A 17,499-nucleotide genomic window follows, 5' to 3' on the forward strand; every position below is an offset into this window, starting at 1 on the left:
AGCAGACGCGATCGCCGCGTCTGCTTCCGGAGCATATCTATATGCCAAGCGATTTCAATTTGCGATGCAAAGCAGAGCGCTCCATGCCGACAAATTCTGCCGTTCGGGAAATATTCCCGCCGAACCGGTTGATCTGCGCCATCAGATAATCCCGCTCGAATCGCTCCCGCGCCTCACGCAGCGGCAACGTCATGATATGGGCATCGCCGGAGCCCTGGATCTGCGGCAGCACGTCGGACAGATCCGCGGGCAGGAGATCAGCCGAAATCGGCGTCTGGGCATCCTCGTCACGCGCCAGGATCATCAGCCGCTCCAGATTGTTGCGCAGCTGCCGGATATTGCCCGGCCAGTCATGCGCCTGAAGGATCGCCATTGCATCATCGCCGATCCTGCGCTGGCGGATGCCCGCCTGATCGCAAAGCTGACGCAGGATCAGATCCACAAGAAAGGGAATATCCTCGCGCCGCTCGGCAAGGCTTGGAATGCGCACCGGAACCACGGCAAGACGGTGATAGAGATCCTGGCGGAACAGGCCGTCATCAATGCGCTGCTGCAGGTTGAGCGCGGTCGAGGAAATGATGCGAACATCAACCTTCACCCGCCGGCTGCCGCCGACACGTTCGAACTGCTGATCGACCAGCACACGCAGGATCTTCTTCTGGGTTTCCCGCGGCATCTCGCCGACTTCGTCAAGATAAAGCGTGCCGCGATGGGCCTGTTCCAGCGCACCGGTCCTGCGGGTATTGCCACCGCCGCCTTCGACACCGAAAAGCTCGATTTCCATATTCTCCGGCGTGATTGCTGCTGCGTTCACGGCGACAAACGGCCCTTCGGCGCGCAGTGAGCGGCTGTGCAGCAGGCGTGCGGCGACTTCCTTGCCGCTGCCCGAACCGCCAAAGATCATCACCCGGCTATTGGTCGGCCCAAGCTTCTCGATCGTCTGGCGCAGCTGAGAAATCAACAGGGAAGATCCCACCAGTTCTTCCGGGTCGCCACTCTTGCGCTTCAGTTCGGAGACTTCGCGCTTCAGCCGAGAATTCTCAAGCGCCCGCTCGGCAATCAGCACCAGCCGGTCGGCCTTGAACGGCTTTTCGATGAAATCGAAGGCCCCCCGCTTGATTGCCGATACCGCCGTTTCGATATTGCCATGGCCAGAAATCATCACGACCGGCAGATCCGGGTGACGGGCCTTGATTTCATCCAGAAGGCCGAGCCCATCGAGCCGGCTTCCCTGCATCCAGATATCCAGAAAGATAAGGCGCGGAACGCGGTCGGCAATCGCCGCTAGCGCGCTGTCGCTGTCATGAGCGACACGGGTTTCATGACCTTCATCGGAGAGAATGCCGGAAACGATGTCTCGTATATCTGCTTCGTCGTCAACGACAAGAATATCAGACGCCATCTTGTTTTGCTTCCTTGTCTTTTTCTTCACGCCCGCCTTCCACATCCTGGATGTGGGGCAGTTCCACGCGGATCATAGCTCCTCGACCACCGGCAAAATCGTCTGGCGCATCATGCAGGCCAAGCGTACCGCCATGCTCTTCGATAATCTTGCGGACGATGGCCAGCCCCAGCCCCGTCCCCTTCTCGCGCATGGTTATATATGGTTCGAGTATCAGATGCCGGTTTTCAACGGGCAGGCCTTTTCCGTTGTCGATAATGTCAACAACGAAACGGTCTCTCGCCGCGTCATATCCGGCGCGCACCAGTATTTTCTTTTCACCGTCGATTTCATCAGCGGGAACTGCTTCGATCGCCTCGACGGCATTCTTGATAATGTTGGCAAAGGCCTGCCCCAGCATGCGGCCATCAAAATAGCCCTTCAGCGGCTTGTCGCCCAGTTCACGGGTAAAGGTCACATCATTCTGCGCCATTTCCCTCAGAAACACGGCATCCACCAGGATCTCACGCAGATCCACCTGCGATTTTGATGGCTTGGGCATGCGGGCAAAGGCCGAGAATTCGTCGACCATCCGGCCGATATCCCCAACCTGACGAACGATCGTGTCGGTACACTGATCGAAGACCTTGCGGTCGTCCTCACTTTCGACCTGCCGGCCGAAGCGGCGCTTCAGCCGCTCTGCCGAAAGCTGGATCGGCGTCAACGGGTTCTTAATCTCATGGGCGATGCGCCGTGCGACATCAGCCCAGGCGGAGGACCGCTGTGCGATGATGAGATCGGTAATATCATCCAGCGTGATGACATAGGAACTGTCGACATCATTGGCCTCTTCGCGCGTCACCTGAACGGACAAGGTCCGCTCATTGCCGTGGCGCATGAGGTTGACCTGACGCAGGAAATTCTTGCGACGCCGGCGCATCGCCGCTGTCATGACGATATCGATCTCGGGTGCCACTTCCTTGAGCTTGCGCCCCGACAATTCGCCTTCGTTGAGGGCGAGCATATCTTCCGCCGAGCGGTTCACGATGGTGATGACGCGGTTCTCGTCAACGCCGATAACGCCCGCCGTCACACCGGACAGCACGGCCTCGATGAACCGGCGGCGATCATCGATCTCGTCCTTGGCCAGCAGCACTTCGCGTTGCTGGCCGCGAATCTCGGCAACCATCTTGTTGAACGTGCGCGACAGCCGGCCGACATCGCCGTCAATCGTGCGGACGGGAACAACCACCCGCAAATCACCGGAGGCCACCTGGTCAGCCGCGCCGATCAGCAGCCGGATCGGCAGCACGATCCGGTCGGCGACGGCGATACCGGTCCAGATCGCTGCCAGCAACACGATCAGAGCAAAACCGAGGTAAAGAACAGCAAAGGCGATCTGCAGCGACAGCCGCCCCTTCTCCATGGTGTGATATTCGGTGAAGTTGTCCTTGATCATCCGCATCGCCCCCATGACGTTGGCGTCTACGGCGCGGATGGTGTAAAGATAGCTGCCCGGTATCGCTTCAAGAGCGACAACGGCGCCGACGAAATTGGTCGGCCCCGAAGGAATGAGCGTCGGCTGGCCTGCAGCGGCTTTCTCAAGCGCATCCTTGGGCACATCCGGCAGTTTCGGTTCGCCCGTCCCCATATCGGCCTGGAGGATCACGCTGCCATCACTGCGTACCAGAAATGCCCCCATCATGCCGCGACCGCGTGCCTGACGCGTCACGAGATCGGTAAAGCCCTTGCGATCAAGCACATAAAGCGAGCGGTTGCGTTCCAGATCATTGGCCATCGACAATGTCTGCCCCTGAAGGATGCTGTTATTCTCCTCCATATAGGCCTCGGCAACACTGAGCGATGATTCCACGATCGCCTGCGTGCGCATCGAGAACCAGCGGTCCAGGCCGGCATTCAGCGTCAATGTCGCGAAGATCGCCACCAGGATCGCCGGCGTCACCGCAACAATCGAGAACAGCAGAACAACGCGAATGTGCAATTGCGCGGCAGCGCGGCCGCGGCGGCGGGCCTTCAGCAGGCGGATCACTTCGCTCGAGATCAGATAGATGAGCGCAAGGACCGAAAGGGAATTGGTTGCCACGAGGCCGACAACCACATGTCCGGTCGGCTTGACCGGCGTCAGCCCCAGCAAAATAAACAGCGTTGCTATCGCAATCAGCAGGGCGCCGCCAACAAGCGCCATGCCCGGAGAGCGCAGGATAGCCCGCGCCGTACCCTGGCGATAATCGAGCTCATCCGCGCGCGCGTCAGCATCCTGCTGCTGAAAATCATCACTATCACTTGCCGAAGCGGCCATGCCCCACCGTCTGCCAGACTGAACACCAGTATCGAGCGGTGAACCGGAATCAGGCCTGCCGCGTCAACGATATATGTGGATTATATGCAACAGATTGTGGCACAAATGCAACGACCATGCCGCCGACCACGCCATTCATGACGGGAAATCCTTCCGGTTCACAACCGCAGCCACTGAATTTTTGTCGAGCCCTGCAGCGACTTATGACGACGCGCTGCGCGAGCTGCGGTAAACCGAAACGCCAAGTTCACGGATCTTCTTGCGCAGGGTGTTTCTGTTCAGCCCCAGAAGATCGGCGGCGCGTATCTGATTGCCGCGTGTCGCAGTCAGTGCGGCAAGGATCAACGGATACTCGACTTCGCTCAATACCCGCTCATAAAGGCCCGAAGGTGGCAGGCTTTCGCCGAAACTGGCGAAATAACTGCGCATATTTTCCTCAACCGCCTGGGCAATTGTCGGCATGCCATTGCGGCTGCTTGCCTTGTCCACGGGGGCTTCCGGCTGATCGGAACGCAATTCCTGTTCGACGATCTCGCGTGTGATCACATCCTGCGGATAAAGCGCCATCAGCCGCCGCACGAGGTTTTCAAGCTCGCGCACATTGCCCGGCCAGCCATAGCCCTTCATCGCATCAATCGCCTCCTGCTCGAAGCGCTTGCCGCCAAGCCCTTCAGCCTCGCCGCTCTGGACGAAATGGCGGACCAGATCACCGATGTCCTCGGTCCGCTCGCGCAGAGGCGGCAGGCGAAGCGGTACGACATTCAGGCGGTAATAGAGGTCTTCACGGAACAGGCCCTGATGAATGGACTGCTTCAGATCCTTGTTGGTGGCGGCGACGATGCGGACATCGGTGCGGATCGGCGTGCGTCCGCCGACGGTGGTATACTCGCCCTGCTGGAGCACGCGCAAAAGCCGGGTCTGGGCATCCATCGGCATGTCGCCGATCTCATCAAGAAACAGCGTGCCGCCTTCAGCCTGCTCGAACCGGCCCGAAGAACGGGTCTGGGCACCGGTAAAGGCCCCCTTTTCGTGACCGAAAAGCTCCGACTCGATCAGATCACGCGGGATGGCGGCCATGTTGATCGCAACGAACGGACCGTTGCGGCGCTTGCCGTAGTCATGCAGCGCACGGGCCACCAGTTCCTTGCCCGTTCCCGATTCACCGGTGATCATCAGCGTCAGGTCAGTCTGCATCAGCCGCGCCAGAACCCGGTAGATTTCCTGCATCGCAGCAGAGCGCCCGACCAGCGGCATGCCATCCTGCATGTCATCATCCATGGGTGCCGGCTTGCGTTTCGGCTCCGACAGCGCCCGGCCGACAATCGCGATCAGCTCGGTCAGGTCGAAGGGCTTGGGCAGATAGTCATAGGCCCCCTTCTCCGACGCCCTGACAGCGGTCATGAAGGTGTTCTGCGCACTCATCACAATCACCGGCAGCTCGGGGCGAGACTTCTTGATCCGGGGCAGGAGATCGAACGCGTTTTCATCCGGCATCACCACATCGGTGAGAACCAGATCGCCTTCGCCGGATGAAACCCAGCGCCACAGCGTTGCGGCATTTGATGTAATGCGAACATCATAACCGGCGCGGCTCAGTGCCTGGTTGAGAACGGTGCGAATGGCTGCATCGTCATCTGCGACAAGAATGGTAGCGGTCATCGGAAAATGTCCTGTCTGTCTTATTGTGTGATCGCGCCTGTCGAGACGTCTTTCGAAACCGGCATCAGAATACGGAATGTCGTGCGGCTGCTCTGGTTTTCGCACTCGATTATGCCACCATGGCCGCCAATGATCTTGGCAACAAGAGCAAGACCGAGCCCCGTTCCGTTCGGTTTCGTCGTGATAAAGGGATCGAAAAGATGTGCCATCAGATCTGGCGGAACACCAGGTCCATTGTCATGCACGCAAAATTCCAGCGGCAACGAAATCTTCTCGCGTGAACCGGCTACGGAAAGACGGATACCCGGCCGATAGGCCGTTGTCAGCACGATTTCGGCATCCGGCTTGCCGGAAACGGCTTCGGCAGCATTCTTCACCAGATTCAGGAACACCTGCACCATCTGGTCGCGATTGGCATAGATCTGCGGCAGCGACGGATCGTAATTCTCGATGATCTTGATATCCCGGGCAAATCCGGCCTGAGCCAGCGCCTTCACATGGTCAAGCACCGAGTGGATGTTGAGCGGCACCCGATCGATCGGCCGCTCGTCAGAGAAGATCTCCATCCGGTCTACAAGCGACACGATACGGTCGGTCTCGTCGCAGATCAGCCGGGTCAGCGCCCTGTCGTCATCACTGGCATTGGTTTCCAGAAGCTGTGCGGCGCCGCGTATCCCTGACAGCGGGTTCTTGATTTCATGGGCCAGCATCGCGGCAAGTCCGGTGACCGAACGGGCAGCAGCCCGATGTACCAGCTGGCGATCAATCTTGTCGGCCATCGAGCGAACCTGAAACACCAGCGCCACCGATCCCTGGTCGCCGACCGGGGCGACATAGATATCGACCAGCTTGTCCTGACCGAGCCGCGGCGACGACAGATCGACGCGATATTCATTGACCGGCGCACGGCGCCCGCGCACCTGAGAGATCAGCGACAGAAGCGGGCTGTCGAAGGGGATATATTTTGACAGCGGCTGACGGGCGAGATGCGCCGCGCTCGCGCCGAAAAACACTTCGGCCTCCCAGTTCGCGTAAGTGATATGCCCCTGCTCATCCACAAGCACCACCGGGTTCTGGATTGCATTCAGCACGTCGGCGGCGAGCGAATCTTCCGGCCGCACTGCGTCACCGAGACCGTTCTTCTTCATATTCATGCGGCCTTCCTGCCTTCCGTGGCGCCCTGATCGCCAAGAATATCTTCAAGCTGTCTGAGCACGAAACCGGGGTCCCGTGCCGTCATGATTTCGGCCTTCCGACCATCATCAAGCGAAGGAGCCAGGCGCTCCAGATACCACGCCACATGTTTGCGGGCATGCCGCACGCCGACGTGGGAACCGTAAAAGGCCATCATCGCCTCGTAATGTTCCAGTACAATCGCCCTCGTCTCGGCGGCATCAGGCCCTGAATGCCCGGCCAGCACCCCGGCATGCCAGGGCCGCCCCTGGCAGCCGCGACCGAGCATTACCGCCGTCGCGCCCGATCTGCGCGCAATCTCCGATACATCTGCTTCGGTTTCGACATCGCCATTGGCAATCAGTGGCACCGTCAGCCGGTCTGCAACAGCGGCAATCGCATCCCAGTCCGCCCGGCCCTTGTAGAACTGCATCCGGGTCCGCCCGTGAACCGTGATGGCGCGTGCACCCGCTTTTTCAGCGGCATGAGCAAGCTCAGGCGCATTCAGGCTGTCTGAATCCCAGCCAAGCCGCATCTTCACCGTCACCGGCACCTTGACGGCCTGAACGGTTGCCTCGATCAGGGCAATGGCACGCTCCGGCTCGCGCATCAGCGCCGAACCGGTGAAGCCGCCGGTGACCTTTTTCGCCGGACAGCCGATATTGATATCGATGATGTCAGCGCCCTCGCCTTCGCAGATCCGCGCCGCCTCCGCCATGAAGGCAGGCTCCCGGCCCGCAAGCTGAACCATATGCGGCTTCAGACCGGCACCCTTGAGCCTTGCCCAACTTTCGGCGGTATTAAAGGTCAGTTCCCGGCTGGCAATCATCTCGGTCACGACCAGACCGGCCCCGTAGCGCCAGGCGATCTGCCGGAAGGGAAGATCCGTCACACCGGACATGGGTGCAAGGACCACCCGGTTGCGAAGTGTCACGCCACCGATTTCAAATGTGTCGGAAGGGTTGAATTTGTGCAAATGACTATCTTTCACGCAGTCAATTATTTTGCCCTATTTTTAGACAAAATGATCCGATCTGCCAAGTGAATTCGGTTGCGATACACAAATTTTAGGCAAACGCTGGAAATATGACGCTATCACTGTAACGTCGGCGCCAACAGGAATCATTTTCTCGGACTTTTATCGGCCATGCAACCCGGATCAAGCTTTCAGCCCGCCGTCATCATCGTCGCCGCCGGACGCGGTGAAAGGGCCGGCGCCCCCGAGGAAGGGCCCAAACAATATCGCCCGATCGGCGGAAAACCCGTTATCTCCCACACGCTTTCAGTGTTTTCATCTTGGCGCCAGGCCAAAGGACGCATCGTCGTCGTCATCCACCCGGATGATGAGAACCTGTTTGCTGCAGCGCGCGCTATTGTCGCAGGTGCGGAAGACATCACATTTGTGCATGGCGGTACGACACGGCAGCTTTCCGTGCTCGCCGGTCTGCGCGCGCTCGAGCCGTACGGCGCGACTCATGTGCTTATTCATGATGCCGTCCGCCCCTTTTTCGACATCGCGCTGCTGGAGCGTATTGCGGATGCCTTGAAGCGCGGCGCGCCCGCCGTGCTGCCGGCGATAGCCGTCGCCGATACGCTGAAGCGCCGCGCCGAGGATGGAACGGTTGCCGAGACCGTGCCACGCAACGGGCTTTATGCGGCGCAGACACCGCAATCCTTCGCCTATCCGGCCATCCGGCAGGCCCATGAGCAAGCCTTCGCGGCCGGAAAACTGGACTTTACCGACGACGCCGGCATTGCCGAATGGGCGGGCCTGCCGGTGACCCTGGTCGAAGGCCTTGCCGACAATGTCAAACTCACACTGAAGCGGGATATCGCCATGGCCGATGAGAAACTGTCCTCCGCAACCATTCCCGATATTCGCACCGGTAATGGCTATGATGTTCACAAACTGGTTGAAGGTGATGGCGTAACCCTCTGCGGTGTCTTTATTCCTCACGATATGACGTTGTCCGGTCATTCGGATGCGGACGTCGCCTTTCACGCCCTGACCGACGCGCTTCTTGCCACCTGCGGTGAAGGCGATATCGGCGATCATTTCCCGCCATCCGATCCGCAATGGCGTGGCGCGGCCTCCAGGATCTTTCTCGAACATGCGGCAGGGATCGTCCGCGCCAAAGGCGGCACCATCCTGAATGCCGATGTTTCGCTGATTGCCGAGGCCCCGAAGATCGGCCCGCATCGCCTTGCCATGCGCGAGAACATCGCCCAATGCCTCGGCATTGCGCTCGAACGCGCTTCGGTCAAGGCAACCACCAACGAAACCATCGGCTTTGTCGGCCGGAGGGAAGGCATAGCGGCGATCGCAACCGCCTCGGTGCACTACGGAGAGCCTGAATGAGTATTCTCGATCCAGACCTGGAGGAGCGCGCCCGCGTTCTGATCGAATATTGCAGCCGCACCGGCGCGATGATCGCAACGGCTGAATCATGCACCGGCGGCCTGATCGCTGCTGCGCTGACGGAAATCTCAGGCTCGTCCGCGGTTGTCGATCGTGGCTTCGTCACCTATTCCAACGCGGCGAAGATGGAGATGCTCGGCGTCCAGAAAGCCATTCTCGACCAATATGGTGCCGTCTCGCGTGAAACTGCGCTGCAGATGGCAAGCGGTGCGCTCTGGCGCTCCAATGCCCGGATGGCGATTGCCGTGACCGGTATTGCCGGCCCGACCGGCGGCACGGATGAAAAGCCCGTCGGCCTCGTTCACCTCGTCGCCCGGAACCGCGCCGGACATGTCCACCATATCGAGAGCCGTTATGGCGATATCGGCCGCGCGGCGATCCGCCGGGCGACCGTCAGATCGGCGCTGGGCATGCTCGAGGCGCTCGCTCAGGCATAGATCTTGTCGGCCCGAACCTCAAATGCTTCGGAGAATTTGCGGAAGGCACGGTCGAACATCGACCCCATAAGCCCGCCGAGCAACCGGTTCTTGAACTCGTAATTGATGTAGAATTTCACATCGCAGGCGTTTTCGCCATTATCCTCGAACAGCCACTGGTTATCGAGAAAGCGGAACGGCCCGTCGACATATTTGACGTCGATACGCCGAATCTGCCGGTCCAGCGCCACCTGGGTGGTGAAGGTTTCGCGGATGGCCTTGTAGCCGACCGTCATGTCCGCGATCACGAGCTGCTTGCCATCACGCTCCCGGCGGGAACGCACGATCAGCGCTTCGCAGAGCGGCACGAATTCGGGATAGCGTTCGATATCGGCAACGAGATCGAACATTCGCTCGGCCGAGTGCTTAACGTGGCGGGTGGTTTTATATTCCGGCATGTCTTCCAGCTAATGATCTGTCACTCTAAACGCAAGTCCCATGCGCAAGTCTCTGGCGACGCAGCGCCTGCAAAATTGCGACACGTGACCGCAATCACAGATATAGCGCGAAATTTCAAGATCAACACATCTGCTTCCTGCCGATTGCCAGGGAAAGACATCGCCGTTTTATCAAAGCGCCTCGATCGGCGGCAGGTTGGCAGCCAGATCTTCCGCAGAAAGCCCGCGACCAGCACGGTTTCCGGCCTCGCCATGCAGAAAGGCCCCCGCACAGGCTGCCTCGAAGGCGGCAACGCCCTGGGCCATGAGACCGCCGATCACCCCGGCCAGCACATCACCGGACCCCGCGGTCGCCAGAAATGGCGGTGCATTGGCGTTGATTGCTGCGCGCCCGTCCGGCGCGGCGATGACGGTGTCGGCCCCCTTATACAATAAGACCGCATTGGAAAGGGCCGCAGCCCTGAGCGCCTTCTCAACCTTGCCCGCCTCAGGGTCCGCGGCGATTTCGGGGAACATCCGCCGAAACTCGCCCTCATGCGGCGTCATGACCGTGCGCACCGCCCCGCTCTTCAGACACGTGAACAGCCGATCCCGCTCGCCGGCAAAGGCCGAGATCCCGTCGGCATCCAGAACCAGTGGCCGACCGGCCAGAACCGCGACAAAGGCGCGCGCCCTCGCCGCCTCGCCAAAGCCTGGACCGAGAACGAAGGCTGAGAGCCTTCGATCTTCCACAAAGCGCTCCAGCGCATCCACCGTATCCATGCTGCGCAGCATGATGGCCGTCTCATGCGCGGCGGCAATATCTGCCGCCTGCGAAGGGACGGCCAGGGTCACAAGACCGGCTCCGGCCTTCAGCCCGGCATGCGCCGCGAGCCGGGCCGCACCCGTCGCATGGCGGGGTCCGGAAAAGACGACCAGATGCCCCTTGCTGTATTTGTGGCTTTCCGCCCCCGGCCTCGGCAACAGGCTGCACCATGCCTCTGGTCCGTTCAGAACCCAGCGTCCGGCGGCCTGATCGATGATCCGCCGGGGAATGCCGATATCGGCGATGTCGACAGCACCGCATAATGATCGACCGGGCAGCAGATAGTGACCGGGCTTCGGCGCCATGAAGCTTATCGTTCGCGTTGCCTCGAATGCTGCGCCGAGAATGATGCCACGCCGCCCGCACAGGCCCGACGGCAGATCGACGGCGAGCACCGGCGTACCGCTCGTCCGCACCGTCTCGATCAGCGCCGCAACTGCGCCGCCCAGAGGCCGCGACAGACCCGCACCAAACAGCGCATCGATGATCAGATCCCCCGCCTCCGGCAGGAAGGCGGCAATATCACGGCTTTCAAGATTACAGCTATTGCGCGCAATCGCAGCATCGCCCTTCAGCCGCGCCGGATCCCCCAGATGGAACAGCGCGACAGGAACGCCAGAATCCGCCAGCACACTGGCCGCGACATAGCCATCGCCGCCATTGTTGCCGGGCCCGCAGAAGACGACGGCCCGCCGAGTTGCGGGAAAGTGACGCAGAGCTGCGGCCGCGACGGCATGCCCTGCCTTGACCATCAGGCCGAAACTATCAATGCCGCTTTGCGCTGCAAGCCTATCGGCTGCCGCCATTTCCTCAGGTGTGAGAATCTGCATCGCGATCTCCGATTTCCCTTTTCTTCACCCCGCTTGCAAAACAGGCAGTCTGCACGCAGACTGTGAACAAGCGATAATCAGATGCTCATAATTTAGTCACGAATTTTGACATAAAAAGCCTGCCATATCAAAGCCATGTCAATCACGCGAATGACCACTTGACGCTTACCCGCTATTTGATGATTGTTTAAGCGTCTTGAATCAACGAGGCACCGGGCTTGGGGGATGATACCGCATTTTCTGCGGCAGCTGCGTGAGCTGGTGTGAAACTGGCACACAAACTGCATCTGTCTGTCCGAGCGGGTCCATGCCTGCTTCAACGGGAGAAGCGGAGAGAAATTTTCTCATGAAAAAGATCGAAGCGATCATTAAGCCCTTCAAGCTGGACGAAGTGAAGGAAGCCCTTCAGGAAGTCGGCTTGCAAGGCATTACAGTTACCGAAGCAAAGGGCTTCGGGCGCCAGAAAGGACATACCGAGCTCTATCGCGGGGCTGAGTATGTCGTCGACTTTCTGCCGAAAGTAAAAGTCGAGGTTGTACTGGTCGACGAGAATGTGGACGCCGTTATCGAGGCTATCCGCAATGCCGCTCAGACCGGACGCATCGGCGACGGAAAGATCTTCGTTTCCAACATCGAGGGTGTAGTTCGCATCCGAACCGGTGAAACCGGGGTAGACGCCATCTAATCCGAGCCTTCCCTCCACCTTTTTCAAGGCGGGGAAATCATATCGTCATCACATGCAAGGAAAACGTTAATGACGACCGCAGCAGATATTATGAAACAAATCAAGGACAACGACGTCAAGTTCGTCGACCTGCGCTTTACCGACCCCAAGGGCAAGCTGCAGCACGTGACGATGGACGTTTCGGCTGTCGACGAAGACATGTTCGCAGATGGCGTTATGTTCGACGGTTCGTCGATCGCTGGCTGGAAGGCCATTAACGAGTCCGACATGGTGCTGATGCCCGATACGGCAACCGCCCACATGGACCCCTTCTTCGCGCAGTCCACGCTCGTCGTATTCTGCGACGTTCTTGAGCCGCTCTCCGGCGAAGCCTATAACCGCGATCCGCGCGGCACGGCCAAGAAGGCTGAAGCCTATCTGAAGTCGACCGGCATCGGCGACACCGCATTCTTCGGCCCCGAGCCGGAATTCTTCGTCTTCGACGACGTCAAGTTCGCCACTGACCCCTATAACACTGGCTTCAAGGTCGACAGCACCGAGCTGCCCAGCAACAACGATGCTGACTATGAAACCGGCAACCTCGGCCATCGTCCGCGCACCAAGGGCGGTTACTTCCCGGTCCCGCCGGTCGACTCCGTTCAGGACATGCGCTCGGAAATGCTCACGGTTCTGGCTGAAATGGGCATCGTCGTTGAAAAGCATCACCACGAAGTTGCTGCTGCCCAGCACGAACTCTGCATGGTCTTCGACACGCTGACCCGCATGGCCGACAAGACCCAGATCTACAAGTACGGCGTCCACCAGGTTGCCAATGCCTATGGCAAGACCGCAACCTTCATGCCGAAGCCGGTTTATGGCGACAACGGCTCGGGCATGCACGTTCACCAGTCGATCTGGAAAGACGGCAAGCCGACCTTTGCTGGTGATGAATATGCCGGCCTGTCGGAAACCTGCCTCTATTACATCGGCGGCGTTATCAAGCATGCCAAGGCCATCAACGCCTTCTCCAACCCGCTGACCAACTCCTACAAGCGTCTGGTCCCCGGCTTTGAAGCTCCGGTTCTGCTGGCCTATTCCGCCCGCAACCGTTCGGCTTCCTGCCGTATTCCGTTCGGCTCCTCGCCGAAGGCAAAGCGCGTTGAAGTCCGCTTCCCCGATCCGGGCGCGAACCCCTACCTCGCTTTCGCTGCCCTGATGATGGCTGGCCTCGACGGTATCAAGAACAAGATCCATCCTGGCGATGCCATGGACAAGGACCTGTACGACCTGCCGAAGGAAGAACTCAAGGCAATCCCGACCGTTTCGGGCTCGCTGCGCGAAGCGCTTGAGTGCCTCGACAAGGATCGCGAATTCCTCACCGCCGGTGGCGTATTCGACGACGACCAGATCGACGCCTATATCGACCTGAAGATGGAAGAAGTTCAGCGCTTCGAAATGACCCCGCATCCGGTCGAATACGACATGTACTATTCGGTCTGATCTTTCGATCAGTTCACAATTCCGGAAACCGGCCGCTTCAAGCGGCCGGTTTTTTTTGTTGAGCGCTTCGATCGTGCAGCAACGCGTACTGACACCGCTATCAGCTCTTGTTTTCGGGCTTTTCATCGCCATATCAATTGATGAAAGGAAAAACCATGGAAATACGGAACGCGAAATTCTGCATTGGTGATGTTGTGTCTCACCGTTCACTTCCGCTGCGCGGCGTTGTTCTGGATGTCGATCCGGTCTTTTCCCGCACAGAGGAATGGTACCGCTCGCTGCCGCTGGAGCTTCGTCCCGACAAGAACCAGCCCTTCTATACGCTGGTCGCGGAAAATGACGAGGGAAGCTACCTCGCCTATATTGCAGAGAGCAATATCGAAAACGACCGCAGTGGAGAGCCCTTGAGCAATCCGAGGCTTGAGGAGATGTTTCAGACGAATGAGACGGGCCACTTCACGCCCCGCCACGCGGTGGCACACTGACAAACTGGATCAGAGCCGGCCTAGACCGGCTCTTTTTTTAGCAGGAAGCAGCGTCAGGCTTTCACATATTCAAGCAGGATCTCCGCCGCCCTGCGGCCAGGCGCCACATCGGTCAGCATGGTCTTCCAGACCGTGGCAAAGCCATCCAGCATCACGCGTCGTTGCGCCGTCTCGGCAGCGAGCAATTCCATCCAGCGGGCCAGTGCGCCGGCGCGCATTGTGTCGTCGAAATATTCCGGCACCAGCGGACGATCTGCGATAATGTTCGGCAGCGAGGCCGACCATATGACGATTTTCTTGAGCAGGAACCGGCCGATGAAATCTGCCTTATAGGCGGAAACGACTGGAACACCGGCGAGCGCCAGCTCCAGCACCACAGTGCCGGAGGCCGCCACAGCTGCATCGGCAACGGCAAATGCCTGCCATTTGGCCTCCTCGCCGACAACGATGTCCGGCTTTACCGGCCAGCTTTCGATGGCAGCGCGCACCTGGCTCTCACGATGGCGAACGGTCGGCGTGATGAAGCGGTAGTTGCCGCCTCGCTCAGAAAGGATAGAAGCCACATCTGCAAACACCGGTGACAGGCTTTTGATTTCGCCGCTGCGCGAACCTGGCAAAATCAGAATGGTCCTGCGCCCCTCCGCATCGGTGCCACGGATGGTCTGGCGCGCCCTGACAACCTGCGGATTCGCCGTCAGCCGGTGTCCGACAAAGGTCGTCGGCGGCCCGCCGAGCCGCGCCATGGCCTCCGGCTCGAACGGCAGAACAGCCAGAACATGATCGACATAGGCCGTCATTTCGCGTGCGCGATATTCCTTCCAGGCCCAGACACTGGGACAGACATACTGAACGATCGGAAGGTCGGGCAGCGCCTTGCGCACGCGCCGGGCAACGCGGTGGGTGAAATCGGGGCTGTCGACGATAAACAAGATGTCCGGCCGCGCCTTGATCACGGCACTGGCAGTCTCGGAAATCCGCCGCAGCAGCCGCGGCAGGTTGGCGATCACCTGCGTAAATCCCATGACCGACAATTCCGAATAGTCATAGAGCGACTGCAGACCCTGGGCTGCCAGTTGATCGCCACCAACCCCCATCAGTGCTATTGGTCGGTCGCTGAGCTGTTTCATCTCGGCGATCGCATCGGCCGCCAGAAGGTCGCCCGACGCTTCCCCGGCGATAACGGCTATTTTCAACGGCGCGGACATATCTGCTCACCTCATGAATGAGATTGGTACGGCGTCAGTCAGATTCCGGTTCAAGCCCGTAAATGAAAAGCCCGGCCTGATCAGCTGCGGCAATGGTTTCGCCACGATCGAGAATAAAGGCCTTCCCCGCTTCCACCGCGACCCCGTTCAGACCAGCGTCCTGAAGGCGCCTGACCGTGTCAACACCGATTGAAGGCAGATCGGCACGCATGTCCTGCGACGGCTTGCACATCTTCACCAAGACGCCGGGCCGCGTTGGTGAAATCCGTCGCGTCTGGCGCATGCCCGCCACGCGGGCGAGCATCTCGTCCGTCCCCTCCGGCCCCTCAACGGCAACCACGCGTCCGCCAATGGCGACAGCGCCCTGCCCGATATCGAGCGCTCCGAGCGCGTGCGCCGCATCCGCCGCCACCTTGATATCCGAAAGCGCCGTCGAATCAGGAGCGTACCGGCCGAGTACGCCAGAGGTGACCAGAAGATCATCGGCGAGATCCTGCGCGGCAACAACCTCGAATCCGTGCCGCTCAAACAGGCTGATCACCATTCTGAGCACGCGATCGTCACCGCCGCCGCGAAGATCTGCCAGGATCGAAGGAAGTGAGAAAATCAGCCGCAGCGTTGGCCTGAGTGAACGCAGCTCCGGCCGACGGCGCACGCCACCCGACAGGACAATCTTGCGCACACCACGCGCCTTCAACGCGCCAACAACGGCTGAAAAGGCGCCGAGATCGACCTCGATGAGGTCATCATAGCCATCCCAGGGCAGGCTGTTTTCGCCAGCAAGCTGCACGATCAGAAGCGAAAATCCGCGATCCCTGGCCGCCTTGGCGACCAGATGCGGCAAGCGCCCGTTTCCGGCGATGATCGCAACCGTTTCGCCTGCTGGCAACGTCGTCAATCGTCGCTTCCCTTGCGCCGCGACCCCGGCGTCGTCAGACCACGTTCGCCGCGGTTGAGGACAAAGTCGATCAACTCGAGCGCTGGCACACAGTCTTCAAAGTCTGCTCGGATGGCACTGGCATTCTCATTGATGCGGCCATCGGCAAAAATCGCCTTATAGGCGCGACGCACAGCGTGTACATCAGCGCGCGCAATGCCGGAACGGGTCATGCCAACGACATTCAGCCCACCCATGAAAGCCGGATTGTCGACAATCATGGCATAAGGGATCACGTCGTTCACCACACCGGCGAGGCCGCCGACAAAGGCCTGTCGACCGATGCGGACAAACTGGTGAATTGCCGCTCCGCCGCTGAGGATCACCCGGTCCGCAATCTCGACATGACCGCCGACCATGACATTATTCGACAGAATGATCTGGTTTCCGAGAATGCAGTCATGTCCGACATGCGAATTGGCGAGAAACAGATTGTTGTCGCCGACAACGGTCTTGCAGCCGCCATGAGACGAGCCGGTATTCATCGTCACGCCTTCGCGCATGATGCAGTTCGCGCCAACCTCAAGGGTCGTCTCGCTGCCATCATGACGCACGCTCTGCGGATCCCCGCCGATAACCGCCATCGGGAAGACGCTGGAATTCGGGCCGATCGTCGTCGCACCCGAAACCACCGCATGATGCATCAGTGTCACGCCATCACCCAGCCGAACTTTCGCACCGACATAAGCAAACGGGCCGATCGAGACGTTCTCGCCAACCACAGCACCATCTTCGACACATGCCCGGGGGTCGATCCGCGCCGAGCTGGCTATCGCACTCATTCGTCTTCCTTATGCACCATCATCGCGCCGATATCAGCCTCGGCAACGAGCATACCATCCACCTTCGCTTCGCAGTGGAATTTCCAGACATTGCGGCGCTGCTTCTGCTTCTCGACGTGGAAGCGCACCTGATCACCGGGCACGACCGGCTTACGGAAGCGGGCGTTATCGATGGTCATGAAATATACGAGATTGCCCGTCTCGCCAGCCTGGCGCGCACAGATGGCACCTGCCGTCTGCGCCATGCCCTCAACCAGAAGCACGCCCGGCATGATCGGCATTTCGGGGAAATGGCCAACAAAATGCGGCTCGTTCGCCGTCACATTCTTGATGCCGACCGCACTGTGATCGCTGTTGATCTCAACGATCCGATCGACCAGCAAAAAGGGATAACGATGCGGGAGAAACTTCATGATCTCCAGAAGTTCCATGGCTCCCAACGTCTCTGTCGCTGCGTCTGTCAAG

Annotated in this window: 16 protein-coding genes; 5 read left to right on the forward strand and 11 right to left on the reverse strand. The window is 59.6% G+C overall.

Features of this window, described 5'->3' with window-relative positions; translation table 11 throughout:
- Nucleotides 1–37: 37 nt before the first annotated feature.
- The 5 genes from HCK86_RS03130 to dusB form a co-directional block, all read right to left on the reverse strand.
- Nucleotides 38–1,402: a sigma-54 dependent transcriptional regulator gene (locus HCK86_RS03130; RefSeq protein ID WP_176083034.1), complete on the reverse strand. Its 1,365-nt coding sequence runs from the start codon at nt 1,400–1,402 to the stop codon at nt 38–40.
- Nucleotides 1,392–3,701: a PAS domain-containing sensor histidine kinase gene (locus HCK86_RS03135; RefSeq protein ID WP_176083035.1), complete on the reverse strand. Its 2,310-nt coding sequence runs from the start codon at nt 3,699–3,701 to the stop codon at nt 1,392–1,394. The genes HCK86_RS03130 and HCK86_RS03135 overlap by 11 nt, the downstream gene beginning before the upstream one ends.
- A 201-nt stretch (nt 3,702–3,902) precedes the next feature.
- Nucleotides 3,903–5,360, reverse strand: coding sequence for a nitrogen regulation protein NR(I) (gene ntrC / locus HCK86_RS03140; RefSeq protein WP_176083036.1), 1,458 nt, complete (start codon nt 5,358–5,360; stop codon nt 3,903–3,905).
- 20 nt (nt 5,361–5,380) lie between these two features.
- The gene (locus tag HCK86_RS03145; RefSeq protein ID WP_176083037.1) at nt 5,381–6,514 is read right to left on the reverse strand and encodes a nitrogen regulation protein NR(II); all 1,134 of its coding nucleotides are present in this window, start codon (nt 6,512–6,514) and stop codon (nt 5,381–5,383) included.
- The gene (gene dusB / locus HCK86_RS03150) at nt 6,511–7,533 is read right to left on the reverse strand and encodes a tRNA dihydrouridine synthase DusB (RefSeq protein ID WP_176083481.1); all 1,023 of its coding nucleotides are present in this window, start codon (nt 7,531–7,533) and stop codon (nt 6,511–6,513) included. Before dusB ends, HCK86_RS03145 begins: the two co-directional genes overlap by 4 nt.
- A 147-nt stretch (nt 7,534–7,680) precedes the next feature.
- Between dusB and HCK86_RS03155 the strand changes: the two genes are divergently transcribed.
- Nucleotides 7,681–8,892 carry a bifunctional 2-C-methyl-D-erythritol 4-phosphate cytidylyltransferase/2-C-methyl-D-erythritol 2,4-cyclodiphosphate synthase gene (locus tag HCK86_RS03155; protein WP_176083038.1) on the forward strand — a complete coding sequence of 404 codons (1,212 nt, stop codon included), beginning with the start codon at nt 7,681–7,683 and terminating at the stop codon, nt 8,890–8,892.
- On the forward strand, nt 8,889–9,389 hold the full coding sequence (locus HCK86_RS03160) for a CinA family protein (RefSeq protein ID WP_176083039.1): 501 nt from the start codon (nt 8,889–8,891) through the stop codon (nt 9,387–9,389). The genes HCK86_RS03155 and HCK86_RS03160 overlap by 4 nt, the downstream gene beginning before the upstream one ends.
- Here the strand turns inward: HCK86_RS03160 and HCK86_RS03165 are convergent.
- The gene (locus tag HCK86_RS03165; RefSeq protein WP_176083040.1) at nt 9,380–9,826 is read right to left on the reverse strand and encodes a type II toxin-antitoxin system RatA family toxin; all 447 of its coding nucleotides are present in this window, start codon (nt 9,824–9,826) and stop codon (nt 9,380–9,382) included. The two genes, HCK86_RS03160 and HCK86_RS03165, sit on opposite strands and share 10 nt — an antisense overlap.
- Before the next feature lie 171 nt (nt 9,827–9,997).
- The gene (locus HCK86_RS03170; RefSeq protein WP_176083041.1) at nt 9,998–11,461 is read right to left on the reverse strand and encodes an NAD(P)H-hydrate dehydratase; all 1,464 of its coding nucleotides are present in this window, start codon (nt 11,459–11,461) and stop codon (nt 9,998–10,000) included.
- Nucleotides 11,462–11,807: 346 nt separating this feature from the next.
- Here HCK86_RS03170 and HCK86_RS03175 point away from each other — a divergent pair, with 346 nt between their 5' ends.
- The 3 genes from HCK86_RS03175 (at nt 11,808) to hspQ (ending at nt 14,110) form a co-directional block, all read left to right on the forward strand.
- On the forward strand, nt 11,808–12,146 hold the full coding sequence (locus tag HCK86_RS03175) for a P-II family nitrogen regulator (RefSeq protein ID WP_176083042.1): 339 nt from the start codon (nt 11,808–11,810) through the stop codon (nt 12,144–12,146).
- Between the two features lie 69 nt (nt 12,147–12,215).
- Nucleotides 12,216–13,625: a type I glutamate--ammonia ligase gene (gene glnA, locus HCK86_RS03180; RefSeq protein ID WP_176083043.1), complete on the forward strand. Its 1,410-nt coding sequence runs from the start codon at nt 12,216–12,218 to the stop codon at nt 13,623–13,625.
- A 155-nt stretch (nt 13,626–13,780) separates the two neighbouring features.
- A complete protein-coding gene (gene hspQ / locus HCK86_RS03185) occupies nt 13,781–14,110 on the forward strand; it encodes a heat shock protein HspQ (RefSeq protein WP_176083044.1) in 330 nt (109 codons plus the stop codon).
- A 53-nt stretch (nt 14,111–14,163) separates the two neighbouring features.
- On the opposite strand, the gene lpxB is transcribed toward hspQ, so the two are convergent.
- From lpxB to fabZ, 4 genes are read right to left on the reverse strand one after another with little or no spacing between them, the layout of a single operon-like run.
- Entirely contained in the window at nt 14,164–15,315 is a 1,152-nt protein-coding gene (gene lpxB, locus HCK86_RS03190) for a lipid-A-disaccharide synthase (protein ID WP_176083045.1), read from the reverse strand.
- Nucleotides 15,316–15,349: 34 nt separating this feature from the next.
- A complete protein-coding gene (lpxI, locus tag HCK86_RS03195; RefSeq protein WP_176083046.1) occupies nt 15,350–16,213 on the reverse strand; it encodes a UDP-2,3-diacylglucosamine diphosphatase LpxI in 864 nt (287 codons plus the stop codon).
- Nucleotides 16,210–17,034, reverse strand: a complete 825-nt coding sequence (gene lpxA, locus HCK86_RS03200; RefSeq protein WP_176083047.1) for an acyl-ACP--UDP-N-acetylglucosamine O-acyltransferase — start codon at nt 17,032–17,034, stop codon at nt 16,210–16,212. The genes lpxI and lpxA overlap by 4 nt, the downstream gene beginning before the upstream one ends.
- On the reverse strand, nt 17,031–17,498 hold the full coding sequence (gene fabZ / locus HCK86_RS03205; protein ID WP_176083048.1) for a 3-hydroxyacyl-ACP dehydratase FabZ: 468 nt from the start codon (nt 17,496–17,498) through the stop codon (nt 17,031–17,033). Before fabZ ends, lpxA begins: the two co-directional genes overlap by 4 nt.
- Nucleotide 17,499: the final 1 nt, after the last annotated feature.

The sequence above is a fragment of the Martelella sp. HB161492 genome, from assembly GCF_013184775.1.
Lineage (GTDB): Bacteria > Pseudomonadota > Alphaproteobacteria > Rhizobiales > Rhizobiaceae > Martelella.

What these genes read in the sequence shown, in the direction of transcription:
- HCK86_RS03130 (WP_176083034.1), bottom strand. Translation starts at nt 1,402, where the DNA reads ATGGCGTCTGATATTCTTGTCGTTGACGACGAAGCAGATATACGAGAC.
- HCK86_RS03145 (WP_176083037.1), bottom strand. Translation starts at nt 6,514, where the DNA reads ATGAATATGAAGAAGAACGGTCTCGGTGACGCAGTGCGGCCGGAAGAT.
- ntrC (WP_176083036.1), bottom strand. Translation starts at nt 5,360, where the DNA reads ATGACCGCTACCATTCTTGTCGCAGATGACGATGCAGCCATTCGCACC.
- HCK86_RS03135 (WP_176083035.1), bottom strand. Translation starts at nt 3,701, where the DNA reads ATGGCCGCTTCGGCAAGTGATAGTGATGATTTTCAGCAGCAGGATGCT.
- HCK86_RS03175 (WP_176083042.1), top strand. Translation starts at nt 11,808, where the DNA reads ATGAAAAAGATCGAAGCGATCATTAAGCCCTTCAAGCTGGACGAAGTG.
- lpxB (WP_176083045.1), bottom strand. Translation starts at nt 15,315, where the DNA reads ATGTCCGCGCCGTTGAAAATAGCCGTTATCGCCGGGGAAGCGTCGGGC.
- lpxA (WP_176083047.1), bottom strand. Translation starts at nt 17,034, where the DNA reads ATGAGTGCGATAGCCAGCTCGGCGCGGATCGACCCCCGGGCATGTGTC.
- HCK86_RS03155 (WP_176083038.1), top strand. Translation starts at nt 7,681, where the DNA reads ATGCAACCCGGATCAAGCTTTCAGCCCGCCGTCATCATCGTCGCCGCC.
- hspQ (WP_176083044.1), top strand. Translation starts at nt 13,781, where the DNA reads ATGGAAATACGGAACGCGAAATTCTGCATTGGTGATGTTGTGTCTCAC.
- HCK86_RS03165 (WP_176083040.1), bottom strand. Translation starts at nt 9,826, where the DNA reads ATGCCGGAATATAAAACCACCCGCCACGTTAAGCACTCGGCCGAGCGA.
- HCK86_RS03170 (WP_176083041.1), bottom strand. Translation starts at nt 11,461, where the DNA reads ATGCAGATTCTCACACCTGAGGAAATGGCGGCAGCCGATAGGCTTGCA.
- glnA (WP_176083043.1), top strand. Translation starts at nt 12,216, where the DNA reads ATGACGACCGCAGCAGATATTATGAAACAAATCAAGGACAACGACGTC.
- HCK86_RS03160 (WP_176083039.1), top strand. Translation starts at nt 8,889, where the DNA reads ATGAGTATTCTCGATCCAGACCTGGAGGAGCGCGCCCGCGTTCTGATC.